Genomic DNA, 15,232 nt, shown 5'->3' with positions numbered 1-15,232 from the left:
TGGGCGCGCTGGCGCCACAAAGCCTATCCATCCTACAAGCCGCAAGCCCTTAGAGCCAAGGCCCTCAAGGCCTGTAGCGCCCGTGCCGCCACTTGTAGGCAAAGGGGGTGCGGACCCGCATGAGCTTAGGGTAGACCCCTTTGCCCTAAAGGGCAAGTAGACTCTAGGGCATGGAGATTGCGGTCCTTGACAAGGGATTCGTGCGCCTGGTGGAGGTGATGGGAAGCGATGCCTCCATCGTCCAAGCGGCCAGGGTTTCCTACGGCCCGGGCACCAAGACGGTGCGGGAGGATGCCGCCCTCATCGACTACCTCATGCGCCACCGCCACACCAGCCCCTTTGAGATGGTGGAGTTCAAGTTCCACGTGAAGGCCCCCATCTTCGTGGTGCGCCAGTGGTTCCGCCACCGCACCGCCAGCGTGAACGAGATCTCCGGGCGCTATTCCGTCCTCAAGGAGGAGTTTTACGAACCGGAAGCCTGGCGGCAACAAGCTCGGCGGAACAGGCAGGGCTCGGAGGGGGAGCTTTCCGATGAGGAGGCCTCCCTTCTCCTCAAGGGGGTGGAGCGGGAAGCCTATCATGCCTACCAAACCCTTCTGGAAAAGGGGATCGCCCGGGAGATGGCCCGGATGGTCCTGCCCCTCAACCTTTACACGGAGTTTTACTGGAAGCAGGACCTGCACAACCTCTTTCATTTCTTAGCCCTGCGCCTAGACCCCCACGCCCAGTGGGAGATAAGGCAGTACGCCAAGGCCATCGCCGAGATGGTGAAGGCCCATGTACCCCTGGCCTGGGGGAGCTTTGAGGAGCACGTTCTAAAGGGAGCCCAGCTCTCCCATACGGAGCTAAAGGCCCTCCGGGGGCTTATTACCCCGGAGCTTTACGAAAAGGCCCTAAAGGAGCTTGGCCTTTCCGGTTCCAGGCTCCAGGAGGCCCTGGAAAAGCTCTTTCCACCCGGCCACCAGGCCTAAGAGGCCAGGGCTTCCAGGCGCTTCCCCGTGCGCTCCTCTAGGAGCCGGTAAAGCTCCTCCTCCGTCAGGGTGGGCACCCCCAGGGCCCGGGCCTTCTCCAGCTTGCTCCCCGGGGCCTCCCCCACCACCAGGTAGCTGGTCTTGCGGCTAACCGAGTCCGTCACCTTGGCTCCCAGGCGCCTCAAGAGGGCCTTCACCTCCTCCCGGGGGCGGGAAAGCTCCCCGGTGATGACGAAGGTCAGGCCCTTTAGGGCCTCTTCGCCACGTTCCTTGGCCTCCATCTCCACCCCAGCCTCCCTAAGGCGCCTCACCAGGTCCCGAAAGGCGGGGTCCTGCAGGGTCTCGTAAATCCCGCGAGCCGTGAGCTCCCCCACCTCCTCCACCTGGAGGAGCTCCTCCAGCGTGGCCTCGAGGAGGCGGTCCATGGTGCCGAAGTGGGCCGCCAGGTTCCGGGCCAGAACCTCCCCCACCCCCGGCAACCCCAAGGCGTAAAGGAGGCGTTCCAGGCCCCGGCCCTTGCTCTCCTCAATCTGACGGAGAAGGTTCCCTGCGCTCTTCTTCCCCATGCGCTCGAGGCCCACCAGGTCCTCCTCCTTAAGCCGGTAAAGGTCGGCCACATCCCTCACCAAGCCCTTTTCCAGGAGCTTCTCGATGAGCTTCTCCCCAAGGCCTCCGATGTCCATGGCCTTGCGGGAGGCGTAGTGGCGGATGGCCTCAAAGCGTTTGGCCGGGCACAGGGGGTTGGGGCAGCGGTGCACCTTGCCCTCCTTGGCCAGGCGGTGGCCGCACTCGGGGCAGGTTTCTGGCCAGTGGATGGGCCTCTCCTCCCCCGTTCTCTTTCCCCTCAGGACCCTGAGCACCTCGGGAATCACCCCCCCCGCCTTGTGCACCAGGACCCAGTCCCCGATGCGCACGTCCAGCTCCTCTATGTAGCTTTCGTTGTGAAGGGTAACCCGGCTCACCTCGCTTCCCTCAATAAAAACAGGCTCCAGGACCCCCACCGGCGTGACCCTACCCGTGCGCCCCACCTGGAAGACCACCTGCAGCAAGCGGGTTTCCTTCTCTTCGGCGGGGAACTTGTAGGCGATGGCAAAGCGCGGGGCCCGGGCGGTATAGCCCAGCTCCCGCCAAAGGGAAAGCTCATCCAGTTTCACCACCACCCCATCCGCCTCAAAGGGTAGGCTCCGCCGCTCCTTAAGCCAGGCCTGGTAAACCCTCTCCACCCCCTCCACCCCTTGGGCCCGGGCGAAGCCGTGCTCCACGGGAAAGCCCTTCTCCCTAAGCCAGTGGAGAAGCTCATACTGGGTCCTTAACCCAGACTCTTCAAGACCAAGCCCCAGGGCGTAAAAGGTGGCCCTAAGGCCCCTCTTAGCGGTAACCCTTGGGTCCTTTTGCCTGAGGGAGCCGGCGGCGGCGTTCCTGGGGTTTTTGAAGATCCTCTCTCCCTTTTCCTCCAGCTCCTCGTTGAGGCGGAGGAAGGCCTCTATGGGCATGTACACCTCCCCCCGGACCTCGAGGCGCTCCGGCACCCCTTGTAGCCTTCGGGGAAGGGTGGGGATGGTGAGGAGGTTCTGGGTCACCTCCTCCCCTGTTTCCCCATCCCCCCGGGTGGCCCCCCAGACCAGAACCCCTTCCTCGTAGTAGAGGTTCACGGAAAGCCCATCCACCTTGTGCTCCACCGTGTACACCAAGGGCCCCTTCCTCCCCAGGGCCCGCTCGATCCGCTCCTCAAAGGCCTTAACCTCCTCCAGCGTGAAGGCGTTATCCAGGGAGTACATGCGGCTTGGGTGGCGGATGGGACGGAAGGTGGCCTCGAGGGGTCTTGCCCCCACCTGCTCCGTGGGGGAGTCGGGGCTTTTGAGCTCAGGAAAGCGCTCCTCCAGCTCCTTCAGCTCCCTCAGAAGCCGGTCGTACTCGGCGTCGGAGATCTCGGGGGAGTCCAGGACGTAGTAGCGGTAGTTGTGGTAGCGGATCAGGTCCCGTAGCTCATTGATGCGCTTGCGGGCTTCCTCCAGGGTCATGCCTTGAGTTTACCCAACCCGGTATAATGCCCTACGGCGAAACGCCATAGGAGGTGGTAGATGAAACGTATCGTAACCCTTTTGGCAGTATTGGCCCTGGGCCTGAGCCTGGCCCAAGTCCGCGTGGGCATCGCCTTTGACGCTGGGGGTAAGTTTGACCGCTCCTTCAACCAGTCCGCCTGGGAAGGGGCGCAGAAGGCAGCCAAGGACTTTGGGGTCAAGCTCTTTGACTTTGAGCCCGCCGACCCCTCCCAGGTAGGCCAGGGCATCCGCACCTTCGCCGAGGAGGGCTTTGACCTGGTGATCGGGGTGGGCTTCGCCAACGAGCCCGCCATCACCGCCACCGCCAAGGAGTTCCCCAAGGTGAACTTTGCCGTCATTGACGCCGTCCCCGGGGAGGGCAAGCTTTTGAACGCCGTGGGCCTGGTCTTCCGGGAGCACGAGGGGAGCTTCCTGGTGGGCTACATCGCCGGCAAGATGACCCGCACCGGGGTGGTGGGCTTCATCGGCGGCATGGACATCCCCCTCATCCACAAGTTTGAGGCGGGCTTCCGGGCCGGGGCGGAGTACGCCTTCAAGGAGGACAAGATCCAGGGCAAGGTCCTGGTGGGCTATGTGGGCAACACCCCCGCCGCCTGGAACGACCCCGCCAAGGCCAAGGAGATCGCCGCCAGCCAGGTGCGCCAGGGGGCGGACATCATCTACGCCGCCGCCGGAGGCTCGGGCCTGGGCCTCATCGACTACGTGAAGCAGGCCAAGTGCCTCAAGGAGGGCGGGGCCATCCGCTTTGTGCGCAAGGCCGACCCCTACGCCAAGGTGCCCAAGTACGCGGATTACACCAAGACCTGCGGCACCGACGGCACCAAGGCCACGCCCCTCTTCTTCATCGGGGTGGACGCCAACCAGAACTACCTGGGGGACACCGACAATAACCCCAGCACCCTGAACCACGGCCTCACCTCCATGATGAAGCGGGTGGACGTGGCCACCTACGAGGTCATCAAGAGCGTGGTGCAGAAGGCCTTTAAGGGCGGGGTGCGGGAGTTCGGCCTGGCCAACAACGGGGTGGGGTACGCCCTGGACGAGTACAACAAGGCCCTGATCCCGGCCGCCGTGGTCAGCAAGCTGGAGGTCTTGAAGCAGCAGATCATCAAGGGCCAGCTTAAGGTGCCCGAAAAACGCTAGGAAGGCGGGCTCAGCAAAAGGCCGGGAACCTCCCGGCCTTTTTGTATACTCCGGGCGTGGAGGTCGGCGGAACTACCTCAAAGGCCCTGGTCCTAAAGGACATCACCAAGCGCTTCCCCCTGGTCCTGGCCAACGATCGCATCAGCCTGGACCTGAACTGGGGCGAGGTCCTGGCCCTGGTGGGGGAAAACGGGGCGGGAAAGTCCACCCTGATGAAGATCGTCTATGGCCTACAGCCCCCGGACCAAGGGGAGATGTGGGTGAACGGCAAACCCTACCGGCCCAAAAGCCCCCTGGACGCCATCGCCCACGGCATCGGCATGGTGCACCAGCACTTCATGCTGGTGGAACCCTTCACCGTGCTGGAGAACCTGGTCCTGGGCCTCGAGCCGGGAAGCTCCCTCTACCTCAACCTCGAGGAGGCCAGGAAGCGGGCCACCGCCCTCATGGCGGAACTGGGCTTCCAGGTCCCTTTGGACGAGCGCATTGAGAACCTCCCCGTGGGGCTACAGCAACGGGTGGAGATCCTCAAGGCCCTTTACCGCCAGGCCAAGATCCTCATCCTGGACGAGCCCACCGCCGTCCTAACCCCCCAGGAAGCAGAGGAGCTTTTCCGCTTCCTCAGGACCTATGTGGCCAAGGGGAACGCCGCCATCTTCATCAGCCACAAGCTGAAGGAGGTGCTTTCCGTCTCCGACCGGGTCACGGTGATCCGGGACGGAAGGGTGGTGGGCACGGTGAAGACCCCGGAAACCTCCCTGGAGGAGCTGGCCCGGATGATGGTGGGCAGGGAGGTGGTCTTGAGGGTGGAAAAGGGCCCTGCCCGGCCAAGGGAGGTGGTCCTGGAGGTGGAGGACCTCGAGGCTCCCCCAAGGCTAAAGGGGGTGAGCTTCTCCGTGCGGGCGGGGGAGATCGTGGGCATTGCCGGGGTGGAGGGGAACGGCCAGACCGAGCTGGTGGAGGCCCTGGCGGGCCTGCGCAGGTACCGGGGCACCGTGCGCTACCTGGGCCACCCTCTTCCCCACCTGGCCCTTAAGGTGCGGGAGGCGGGCGTGAGCCATATCCCCGAAGACCGGCTTGCCCGGGGGCTGGTTCTGGACTTCTCCGTGCGGGAAAACGCCATCCTGGGGGACCAGCGCCGCTTGCCCTTCCGCGGCTTTCTAGGCTTTCTGGACGGGATGGCCATGGAGCAGCATGCCCGTACCCTGGTGGAAACCTTTGACGTCCGCCCTCGCTCCACGGACCTCTCCGCCCGGCGCTTCTCCGGGGGAAACCAGCAGAAAATCGTGGTGGGCAGGGAACTTTTGCGGAGGCCCCGGCTCCTCATCGCCGCCCAGCCCACCCGGGGCGTGGACGTGGGGGCCATAGAGTTCATCCACCAGCGCCTGGTGGAGGCCCGCGACCAGGGCCTGGCGGTGCTTCTGGTCTCCGCGGACCTCTCCGAGGTGATCAGCCTGTCGGACCGGATCCTGGTCATGTATGAGGGGCGGATCGTGGGGGAACTTACCCCCGAGGAGGCCAAGGAGGAGCGCCTGGGACTTCTCATGGCTGGCATTTCTGCCTAGTCCCCACGAAACTCTCCCCTCACCTGGCCTAGGACCACCACCTCCCCGCTTTTGAGGGCGTAGCGCACCCGTTCCCCTCGCACCAGGCCCTTTTCGTCCCGGCTCTCCACCCCCCCATAGAGGTAGGCGTACCCCTCCTTCTCCCGCAGGAGGGCCCGTTCCGCCTTGGTGGTGCGCCCCTCCTGGGTAAGCTCCACCCCCCCGAGAAGCCAAAGCCGGTCCTCGTCTAGAAGGTAGCGCAGGCTTCCCGCTTTGCCCGTAAGGGGTTTTTCCCCTTCCCGCCGCACCTCCAGAGGCCCCGCCAAGAGGGCCTCCCCGGTGTCGTTTTGGTAGCGAAGCCTCTGCCCCTCCACCCGCACCTGCCCTTGAACCACCGCCACCTTCCCGGGAGCTGGCCTTAGCTCCAGCCGGCCTTCCTCCTCCAGGTACTGGGCCTCTCCCCCGGAGAGGTAGAGCTCCTCCACCCCACCCCGCTCCACCACCGCCAGGGGCCCCCTGGCCTCCACCTCTTCCCCCAGGCGCACCTCCACCCCCCTGGGGTCAAAGAGGACGAGCCGGAGGTAGCGCTCCCCCTTCCCTGCTCCAGCCCTCCGCAAACGCATCAGGTAGGGAAGCCCCTCCTTTTCCCAGTCGGGGTTATAGGCCACCTCCACCCTTTCCCCCACCCCTAGCCCCTTCTCCACCACGCTTCCCGGATCCCAGAAGAAGGCCCGGCCCCCCACCTGGACCCTTTCAGAGGAGAGGGACTCCAGCTCCCCCACCAGGAGGTCCCCGTAGTCCGCATAGAAGAGGCTCCCCTCCTCCCCGCTCACCCAGGCCACCACCTTTTTCTCCTTCCGGGTGAGCTCCACCTGGGGGCGGAAGACCTCCTGGGCCAAGGCCAGGAGAAAAAGGGCAGCCAGAACCAGGAGGAGCTTTTGGGGATGGCGCCAGGGGCGGGAAGGGGTCACCTCGAGGTCCTCACTTCTCCCCCAGCTTCCTGAACTCCTCCACCGGCAGGCGGAAGGCCTTGCCGTACACCCGCACCTGGTGGCGGTTCACGTTGTGCTGGAGGGTGTTTCCCGAAAGCCTAAACCCTTCCTTCCTGTTCTCGCTCACCGCGGGCCTGCCCAAAACGATGGCCTCCCCGGTGGTGTCGTCGTAGTAGAGGCTTTCCCCCGTGGTGACCAAATCCCCATCCTGAAGCCTTACTCCCCCGGTGGCGATGAGCTTCTTGGGTCCGGTGAGGCTTCGCACCTCCTTGGCCCGGATCACCAGGTCCCCGTCCTTGCGCTTGCGGACGAGGACCACCTCCTTGGGGTCGGTGAACACCGCCAGACCCTTCTCCTCCTCATAGTAGACAAAGGCTGCCCGCCCCTCCTGGTTCCCGCTCCTTAGGAGGGCGTTTTCGCTGCCGGAGGTATCCGTGTCCACCTGGAAGGTCATCCGGCTCGCCTCCACCTCCACCGGGTCCTCCCCAGGTTTGGGCTCTTGGCGCATGCGGGCCGGGCCTAAAAGCTCCCCCTCCCCGGTTTTCTCCCGATAGACCAGAGCCGGCCCCCTGGCCTCCACCCGGCCCCGGCGCACCACCACCCCGCCCTCAAAGCGGGCCTCCCGCTCCCCTTCCGCCTCCTGCATGGTCTTGCCCTTGGGGGCGCTGAGGGTGGCCTTGGGGGAGCGGATTTCCAGGTCCTTCACCCGTCCCCTCACCTCTCCCTCAAAGGTCCAGGGGCCGTAACGCAGGTCCCCGGAAAGCCGTCCCCCTTCCACCTGAATAACCCGGACGCCGGAAGCGGCCAAGGCCAAACCCAAAAGGGACCACCAAACCCACCTTCTCATGAGCTTCCTCCTTCCACGGTACAAGGACCAAAGGTGCCACCCGCGGGAAACTCAAACCGCGGGCTGTCCGCCTCTATGCGCTCCATGCCGAAATCCGAGCGAAAGCCCTGGGCCTCTCCCCTGAGGTTAGGGGCCTCGATCCGCACCCAGGGGGCGAAAAAGCCCTCCTTTTGACGGATGAGGACCTCTCCCTTGCCCGGGGCGGAAAGCTGAAGGCGGAAGCATCCTTTCAGGATCTCCACCCTGGCGAAGGGAGCCCGCAGGTTATCCCCTGGCTCCACCGCCACCTGGGGGGCAAAAAGGCGCAGGTCCAGCCGGCCCTCCACGTACCGTTCCCCCTCGAGCCCCCCCTGGATACGGAAAACCCCTCCCTCCTCCACCATCTCCTGGGCGGTGAACCGCCACTTCACCCCCTCCTCCTCGGGGAAAAGGTAGAACTCCACCCCCTTAAGGCGCACGCCTTCCGGGGGCAAGGGCTTGGGCGGGGGCCGGAGGAACCAGAAAACCATACCGAGGACCACAAGGAGGAGGAGGAGGCGCACCACCTTCCCACCTTACCCAAGGCCCCTTGAGAAAGATGACAGGACCCCCAAGCCCTTTCACCCCAGGACATCCCGCGCATTTCCCCGTACCCGCAGGTTCACCCAGGTCTTGCGCAGGCGTAAGAGGAGCTTCAAAGGGCGGTAGAGGGGGGAAAGGGGCAGGGCGAAGGCGGGAAACTGGACGCGCCTACCCCCAAACCCCTCCTTGAAGCGCCATATCCCCTCCGCATGGCTGCCCTCCGGGGTCCTGGGGACCCCCCAGAGGTCGTAGATCCGGTAGCCGCGTCCCATCCCATGGCGGATGGCCGCCAGGTGCATGCCCATGGGAGCCTTGGCCTCGGGGTGGGCGCGGCTGCTTCCCCCATAGAGGTAGTCCACCCTACCGGCGAAGGCCACGAAAAGCCCCGCCGCCAAGGCTTCCCCCTCCTTACGGGCCACGGCCAAGAAGGCCTCCCCATAGGGCTGGTTCATCTCCCTAAGCACCGCCTGGTAGTACTCCTTTGCGTGTTGCAGAAGCTTGGCCCGGCGGTTGGTCTCCTCAAAGAGGCGGAAGAACTCGGGAAAGGCCTCCTCCCCCTCCACGCCAAGCTCCGTGCGCTTGAGGGCCAGGCGGGCGTTACGGCGGTGCATCTCCTTCATCCCCTTAAGGAGGGCCTCCTCCCCTTGGGTGAGGTCCAGCCATAGGGAATAGGCGGGCTGGATGGATTCCTCCGGAAGGAGGCCAGGGAAGGTGGGGGGAGGTTCTTCCGCCGGCAAGCCTGCCTCGGGCTCGAGGACCAGGTGGGTACCCCGCACCCCCCAGGCCAAGGCCTTGGCCACCAGGGGAAGGTCCTCGAGGCGGAAAAGCGCGGGGCCCCTAGGGGCGTAGGCCAGGAAGAGACCCCCAGGCAGGGGGCGCAGCAGCACCTGGGCCGCCCCCAAAAGCCCTTCCTTCCCGTAGACCGCAAGCCGCCTGGGCACCCAGCCGGAAAGCCGCTTCACTTCCCCCCAGCCCCAGGACTGCAGGGCGCTGGTGATGGGAAAGCTGGAAACCATCCGGTTCCAGGCCTCGGGATCGGTGATCTCTAGAAGCTCGGCCACCCCCTAAGCGTACAGGGCCTGGGCCAGCTCTTCCAGGAGGCCATCCCCCTCCAGGGGTAGCCGCTTCGCCTCCAGATAGGCCTCCAGGTGGGAGGCCAAGCGGGGGTCCTGCACCCTGGCCGCCCGCTCCCTCAAGGGCACCAGGGGCCAGCCGAAGGCCAGGTGGCCGAGGAGGTCATAGAGATCGTATTCACCGGGAAGAATGCGCCGCAAAAGGGCTTCGGTCCAGCCCTTGGCCAAAAGGTTTTGCAGAAGGGCACGGCGGCTTGCCGTCTTTCGCCAAAGGAGCTTGAAACGGGCCTCCTCGGGCAAGGCATGCCGCAAGCGGCGGGCCACCTCCTCGAGGCTCGTTACCCGTTCCCCACCAGGCAAGAGATACCCTTCCCGGGCAAGAAGGCTTTCCACCACCTCCCTAAGCCGGCGACCGGAAACGGGCTTCTCCAGGAAGAGATCGGCTCCTAAGGCCCGGCTTGGTCCCTCCAGCTCCTTTCCGCCCCCGGTGAACATGATCACCGGCACCTTGGCCAAGCGGCGCACCGCCCGGATGCGCCCCAACAGGGTGAGGCCATCCATATCCGGCATCATGATGTCCAGGAGGATCAGATCCGGAGTTTCCTTTCGCAGATACTCCAGGGCAACCTTCGCCGAGTCCGCCAGCACCACCTGGTGGCCGGCCCCGGAAAGGAGGAGCTCCAACAGGTGCCGGATGCGGGGATCATCGTCCACCACAAGCAGCCGCGCCACAAGGGCCATGCTAAGGGAGGCGCCTTTTCCCTGTCTACGGGAAGCAGTAGGATGGAGGGCATGAGGATCGCCTTCCAGGGGACAGAAGGGGCCTATAGCGAGGAGGCCCTGCTCAGGAACTTCCCCGGTTCCACCCCCATGGGCTTTCCCACCTTCCACCAGGTCTTTGAGGCGGTGGAAGGGGGGGAAGCGGATCTCGGGGTGGTACCCGTGGAGAACACCACCGCGGGCAGCATCAACCAGACCTATGACCTGCTTCTGGAAAGCGACCTCCACGTGGTGGGGGAGATCATCCACCGGGTGGAGCACTGCCTCCTCGCTCCTCAGGGGACCGAGCTCAAAGACCTCAAGGCGGTCAAAAGCCACCCCCAGGCCCTGGCCCAGTGCGACGGCTTCCTGGCCCGCATGCGCCTCACCCCCATCCCGGTTTTTGACACCGCAGGGGCAGCCCGGTCCCTGTCGGAGAACCCTGAGCCCGGGGTAGGGGCCATCGCCAGCCGGCGGGCCGCGGAGCTTTACGGCCTAAAGGTGCTGGCGGAAAACATCGAGGACTATCCCCACAACTACACCCGCTTCTTCGTCATCGGGCGGGAGGAGGCCAAAAGGGAGGAAGGCCCCCACAAGACCAGCATCGTCTTCGCGGTGCGCCATCGGCCTGGAGGGCTTTTGGAGGCTCTTACCGTGTTCGCCGAGGCCGGGGTGAACCTCACCAAGCTGGAGTCACGGCCGAGGCGCGATAAGCCCTTCAGCTACCTCTTCTACCTGGACCTCGAGGGCCACCTGGAAGATCCCGGGCCCGCCCAAGCCCTTCTGGGCCTTCTCAGGCGGGCCGCCTTCCTAAAGGTTCTGGGCTCCTATCCCGCCTACCGCAACGGGGCCTAACCGGGGCGCACGTCCACCACCCGCTCCCCGGCAGCCTTTAGCCGTTCAGGGACACCTTCCACATCCTCCCCCACCACCCTCAGGACCAGGCGCTGGTACCCATTCAAGTGGGCGGCGGTGGCGATGGAGACGATGTTGGCCGGGGGGACCGCCCGAGCCATCTGGGCCAGGGCCCCGGGCACGTCGGGGATGTCCACGGTGATGCGCAAACCCCCCATCTTAAGCCCCAAGACCTCAATGAAGGCCCTCAGGACATCGGTCACGGTGATGATGCCCACAAGCTTCTCCCCTTCCATCACCGGCAGGCCGCCGATCTTCTTCTCCTCCAGCAAAAGGGCCGCCTTTTCCAGGGGCGCGTCGGCCTCCACGGTGATCACGGGTTTGGCCATGACCTCCTGGACCGTGAGCTTGGAGAGGAGGTAGTTCATCTCCCACACCGAGAGGGTGGTGGCCTTGGAGGGCATGGCGTCCTTGAGGTCCTTGTCGGTGACCAAGCCGATGAGCTTTCCGTCCTTCACCACCGGCAAGCGCCGGAAACCCTTGTTCTTCAGGAGATTGATGGCTTCCAGCACCGGGGTATCCGGGGCCACGGTGAGGGGGTCTTTGGTCATCCAGTCCCTGACCAGCATGGCTTCACCTCCGGTTCCCAGTCTACCCGGTGACAAAAAGAAAAATGTCCCCGCCCAAAACTGGGCGGGGGCAAAGCGTAGTTCTAGCGCAGGTTGGCCCCGATTACCGTGCGCGGGAAGCGGCCTCCCCCAAAGGCATAGAAGTACTCCCCGTCCAGGAAGATCCCCGTGCGAGCATCCAGGAGGAACTCCACCCCCAGGGAGAGGTTAAGCCCCACCTCCGGAGTGCCAAACCTCATCCCCAGGCCTCCCCCAAAATACGGGCGTATACCCCGAAGGTCCCGGTCCAACTGGCCCAGATCCGGCTTAAACAGCACCTCGCCCGCCAAAAGGAAGCTGGGCTCACCGGGAAAGAGGTCCACGAAGCCCCGGAAGGCCAGGTTGCGCTCCAGGGGCGCCTCGAGGCCCAGCCCCAGCCCTGCCGGGGGCAGGGAGAGGCGGAAGGACACCGCCCGCTGGGCAAAAGCGCCCGTGCCTAGGGCCAACAACGCCAAAACCAAGAGCATCTTCCGCATAACCCACCTCCTCCGCGCATACTACCCTCTTCTGGGGCCAAGCGAAAGAGAGCCTTCTCTCACGCACCCTTCACCCTAAGGCTATACGCTTTCTACCATGAAGCGCTTTTCCCTAGCCGCCCTCCTTCTTGCCCTTGGCGCCCTCCTCGCCCCCATGCTGGCCCAGAACAAGAACGTGGCCACCCGGGTGGGGTTTGTGGATGCCGATGCCCTGGTGCAGGCCCACCCCGACTACAAGAAGGTGCAGGACCTTCAGGCCCAGGCCCGTAAGGAACTGGCTCCCTTAGAGGAAAAACTCAAGCCCCTGGACCAGAAGATCCGTTCGGGCCAGGCCACGGCCAAGGAGCGCCAGGACTACGAGGCCCTCCTCAAGACCTACCAGGACACCTTAAAGAAATGGCAGGACCGGCAGAATCCCGTGCTCAAGCCCATCCTTGAAGACGTGGACAAAGCCATCGCCAAGGTGGCCAAGGCCCAGGGCTTCGCCGTGGTCATGAGCCGCCAGGTGGCAGCCCAGTCGGGGCTGGTGGTCTACGCCGACGAGGACACCGAGCTTACCCAGGCGGTGATTCGGGAGCTGAAGAAATAGCCCTCTAACCCTAGGCCCGGGGAAAGCGCGCCCCGGGCTTCCCTTTTCCCTCCCGTTCCCTCAGGTTATAATCCTTCCGATGGCGAAGCGGAAGCCGGCCAGTGCCAGCCGAAACCGCGACCTCGAGGCCCTGGGCACCCTGGCCTTGGGGGCAGGGGTCTTCTTCGCCGCTCCCCTTCTGCCCCTATCCACGGGGTCCTTCGGCTCGTTCCTCCGGGAAGCCTTTTACCAGACGCTAGGCCTGCCCGCCTACCTCCTACCGCCAAGCCTTTTCCTCCTGGGAGCCTACCTCTTCAGGAACAAACCCGTAAAATCCCTCCTTCGCCACCTCCTCTTCCTCCACCTCCTGGCCTTCGCCCTCCTTCCCCTCCTGGGACCCCTCGCGGGCCGGCTGGGGGAGGAGGTGCGCTCCTTCCTGGAGGCCAAGGCCGGGGCCTTGGGCCTCCTCCTCCCCCCTATCCTGGCCTCCTTGGTCCTGGACCTCTGGCGGCGAAAACCCCCCCTTCACCTTCTCCTCACCGGCCTGCACCTGGGGGTGGAGGGGGTGCGGCGGGTCCGCTATCGGTTAAAACCCCTTCTCCTTAAGCAAAGGATCCGCCTCCTCGCCCGCCTCTACCCCGAACACACCGCCCTGAAGGCCCTGGCAGAGAACCTCTCCCCTGCGGAGCTTCCAGGGGTGGAAAAGGCCCTAAGGGAATTCCTTAAGGAACGGGCCGCCGAGCTGAAGCGGCAGATGGAGGAGGACCAGCGCCCCTTAGAACCCCGGCTCCAAGCCCTTCTCCAAGGCTTGAAAACCCCTGTACCCGGGGAAGGTCCCCTGCGGGATGCCCTGGAGGAACGGCGGGCGGCCCTTCACCTCGAGGCCCAGGCCCTCCTATCCCGTTTAAAAGCTCTCCTCACCTTTCCCGCCCCCAGGCCCAGCGTGGGGGGGCTGGTCCAGGGCCTAAGGCTTCGGGAGGAGCGCAAGGCCCGTTGGGAGGAGCTTGCCGGTTTGGTGCAGGACCTGGAGGCACGCCACGAGGAACTCTCCTCTTGGCTATCCTTCCTCTCCCGCCATCCCGAGGCCCAGGCGGAGGGGCTAAGGGCCTTGCTCACGGGGAATCCTCCGCCCGTCTCCTCTCCCCCATCCCCTGCCCCTGAACCGGAGGCCTTTGACCTGGACCTGGTCTTTCCCGAACCTTCCCCACCCCAAGCCCCGCCGGATGCCCCCTCGCCGCCCCGCTCCCTGCCCCAAACCACCGCCTTGGCCCTTCCCACCCCGGACCTCCTGGACCCCCCGGAGCCAAAAGGAACCGCCCGGGGCCTGGAGGAGGTGGAAAGGCTAAAGCGCACCATCGCCGACACCCTCAAGCACTTCGGGGTGCAGGCGGAGGTGGTGGGCCATGCCCGCGGACCCTCCGTGATCCGCTACGAGCTTCTTCCTGCCCCTGGGGAGAAGATCAGCCGCATCCAGAGCCTGCAAAACGACCTAGCCCGGGCCTTGGCAGTGGGGGCGGTGCGCATCGAGGCCCCCATCCCCGGGAAGAACACCGTGGGCCTCGAGGTGCCCAACCCCAAAAGGGAGCTGGTGCGCTTCTCCGAGGCGGTCCTCTCCCCTGCCTTCCAAAACGCCAAGGCCCTTCTGCCCTTGGTCCTGGGCAAGAGCATTGAGGGGGAGATCTGGGTGCGGGATCTCGCCAAAATGCCCCACCTCCTCATCGCCGGCTCCACGGGAAGCGGCAAGAGCGTGGCCATCAACGTCCTTATCGCAAGCCTCCTCTTCAAACACCTCCCCACCTCCTTGCGTTTCCTCCTCATCGACCCCAAGATGGTGGAGCTCACCCCCTACGAGGGCATCCCCCACCTGGTGCGCCCCGTGGTCACTAGCCCCGAGGAGGCCGCCGGGGTCCTGCAAGGAGCGGTGGCCCACATGGAAAGGCGCTACCGGCTCCTGAGCGGGGTAGGGGCCAGAAACCTGGAACAGTACAACGCCAAGATGGAAAAGGAGGGCGGGGAAACCCTTCCCTACCTGATCATCGTGGTGGACGAGCTGGCCGACCTGATGATGACCGCCCCCAAGGAGGTGGAGTCCGCCATCCTGCGCCTGGCCCAGATGGCCCGGGCCACGGGCATGCACCTCATCCTGGCCACCCAGCGGCCCAGCGTGGACATCCTCACCTCCCTCATCAAGGTGAACATCCCCGCCCGCCTGGCCTTTGCCGTGTCCAGCGGCTTTGACTCCCGCACCATCCTGGACACCCAGGGGGCGGAAAAGCTCATCGGCCAGGGGGATGCCCTCTTCTACCAGCCTGGGCTAACCAAGCCCGTGCGCCTGCAGGTACCCTACCTCTCCGAGGAGGAGGTGGGGCGCCTGGCGGGCTTCCTCAGGGGGCAAAGCTTTGAAGACCGCTTCGCCGAAGCCTACGGCCAGGACTTTGAACCCCCCAAGGGGCCGGAAGGGGCAGGCCCAGGCGAGGTGGACTTTTCCGATCCCCTTCTCCGGAAGGCGGCGGAGATCGTGGTGGAGGAGGGCTACGGCTCCGTAAGCCGCCTGCAGCGCCGCCTTTCCATCGGCCACGCCCGGGCCGGGAAGCTGATGGATGCCCTCGAGGCCATGGGGATCGTGGGGCCCTCCAAGGGTTCCAAGCCCCGGGAAGTCCTCATCACCAAGGAGCAGCTCAAGGACTTCTTCGGGTAAAGGTGTGCTATCAT

At 65.1% G+C, this 15,232-nt stretch carries 14 protein-coding genes; 6 read left to right on the top strand and 8 right to left on the bottom strand.

The annotated features are described in order from the left end of the window. The first annotated feature begins 170 nt into the window (after window positions 1–170). The gene (thyX, locus tag L0C59_RS05630) at window positions 171–971 is read left to right on the top strand and encodes an FAD-dependent thymidylate synthase (RefSeq protein ID WP_243090222.1); all 801 of its coding nucleotides are present in this window, start codon (window positions 171–173) and stop codon (window positions 969–971) included. Here the strand turns inward: thyX and ligA are convergent. After that, window positions 968–2,992 (bottom strand): NAD-dependent DNA ligase LigA, encoded by a 2,025-nt coding sequence (gene ligA, locus L0C59_RS05625; RefSeq protein ID WP_243090221.1) that lies wholly within the window; start codon window positions 2,990–2,992, stop codon window positions 968–970. The genes thyX and ligA overlap by 4 nt on opposite strands. 60 nt (window positions 2,993–3,052) lie before the next feature. On the opposite strand from ligA, the gene L0C59_RS05620 reads away from it, so the two are divergent. Continuing rightward, complete coding sequence (locus L0C59_RS05620; RefSeq protein WP_243090220.1) at window positions 3,053–4,177, top strand: BMP family lipoprotein; 1,125 nt, start codon at window positions 3,053–3,055, stop codon at window positions 4,175–4,177. A 56-nt stretch (window positions 4,178–4,233) separates the two neighbouring features. Further along, window positions 4,234–5,742, top strand: coding sequence for an ABC transporter ATP-binding protein (locus tag L0C59_RS05615; RefSeq protein WP_243090219.1), 1,509 nt, complete (start codon window positions 4,234–4,236; stop codon window positions 5,740–5,742). Here L0C59_RS05615 and lptC read toward each other — a convergent pair. From lptC to L0C59_RS05590, 5 genes are read right to left on the bottom strand one after another with little or no spacing between them, the layout of a single operon-like run. After that, complete coding sequence (gene lptC / locus L0C59_RS05610) at window positions 5,739–6,692, bottom strand: LPS export ABC transporter periplasmic protein LptC (protein WP_243090218.1); 954 nt, start codon at window positions 6,690–6,692, stop codon at window positions 5,739–5,741. The genes L0C59_RS05615 and lptC overlap by 4 nt on opposite strands. Before the next feature lie 10 nt (window positions 6,693–6,702). Then, complete coding sequence (locus L0C59_RS05605; RefSeq protein ID WP_243090217.1) at window positions 6,703–7,560, bottom strand: LptA/OstA family protein; 858 nt, start codon at window positions 7,558–7,560, stop codon at window positions 6,703–6,705. Beyond that, entirely contained in the window at window positions 7,557–8,105 is a 549-nt protein-coding gene (locus L0C59_RS05600; protein ID WP_243090216.1) for a hypothetical protein, read from the bottom strand. Before L0C59_RS05600 ends, L0C59_RS05605 begins: the two co-directional genes overlap by 4 nt. 54 nt (window positions 8,106–8,159) lie before the next feature. After that, the gene (locus L0C59_RS05595; RefSeq protein WP_243090215.1) at window positions 8,160–9,182 is read right to left on the bottom strand and encodes a lipid II:glycine glycyltransferase FemX; all 1,023 of its coding nucleotides are present in this window, start codon (window positions 9,180–9,182) and stop codon (window positions 8,160–8,162) included. 3 nt (window positions 9,183–9,185) lie between these two features. Next, the gene (locus L0C59_RS05590; protein ID WP_243090214.1) at window positions 9,186–9,935 is read right to left on the bottom strand and encodes a response regulator; all 750 of its coding nucleotides are present in this window, start codon (window positions 9,933–9,935) and stop codon (window positions 9,186–9,188) included. Between the two features lie 51 nt (window positions 9,936–9,986). On the opposite strand from L0C59_RS05590, the gene pheA reads away from it, so the two are divergent. Continuing rightward, window positions 9,987–10,808, top strand: a complete 822-nt coding sequence (pheA, locus tag L0C59_RS05585) for a prephenate dehydratase (protein ID WP_243090213.1) — start codon at window positions 9,987–9,989, stop codon at window positions 10,806–10,808. Here the strand turns inward: pheA and L0C59_RS05580 are convergent. After that, window positions 10,805–11,437 (bottom strand): CBS and ACT domain-containing protein, encoded by a 633-nt coding sequence (locus tag L0C59_RS05580; protein ID WP_243090212.1) that lies wholly within the window; start codon window positions 11,435–11,437, stop codon window positions 10,805–10,807. The two genes, pheA and L0C59_RS05580, sit on opposite strands and share 4 nt — an antisense overlap. Before the next feature lie 83 nt (window positions 11,438–11,520). Continuing rightward, a complete protein-coding gene (locus tag L0C59_RS05575; RefSeq protein WP_243090211.1) occupies window positions 11,521–11,952 on the bottom strand; it encodes a hypothetical protein in 432 nt (143 codons plus the stop codon). A gap of 97 nt (window positions 11,953–12,049) precedes the next feature. Between L0C59_RS05575 and L0C59_RS05570 the strand changes: the two genes are divergently transcribed. Continuing rightward, window positions 12,050–12,541, top strand: coding sequence for an OmpH family outer membrane protein (locus tag L0C59_RS05570; protein ID WP_243090210.1), 492 nt, complete (start codon window positions 12,050–12,052; stop codon window positions 12,539–12,541). A 79-nt stretch (window positions 12,542–12,620) separates the two neighbouring features. Beyond that, window positions 12,621–15,218 carry an FtsK/SpoIIIE family DNA translocase gene (locus tag L0C59_RS05565; protein WP_243090209.1) on the top strand — a complete coding sequence of 866 codons (2,598 nt, stop codon included), beginning with the start codon at window positions 12,621–12,623 and terminating at the stop codon, window positions 15,216–15,218. Window positions 15,219–15,232 lie beyond the last annotated feature (14 nt).

The organism is Thermus neutrinimicus (assembly GCF_022760955.1).
Lineage (GTDB): Bacteria > Deinococcota > Deinococci > Deinococcales > Thermaceae > Thermus > Thermus neutrinimicus.
Note: the sequence above shows the minus strand (reverse complement) of the source record. Positions and strands in the feature narration are given on the sequence as shown.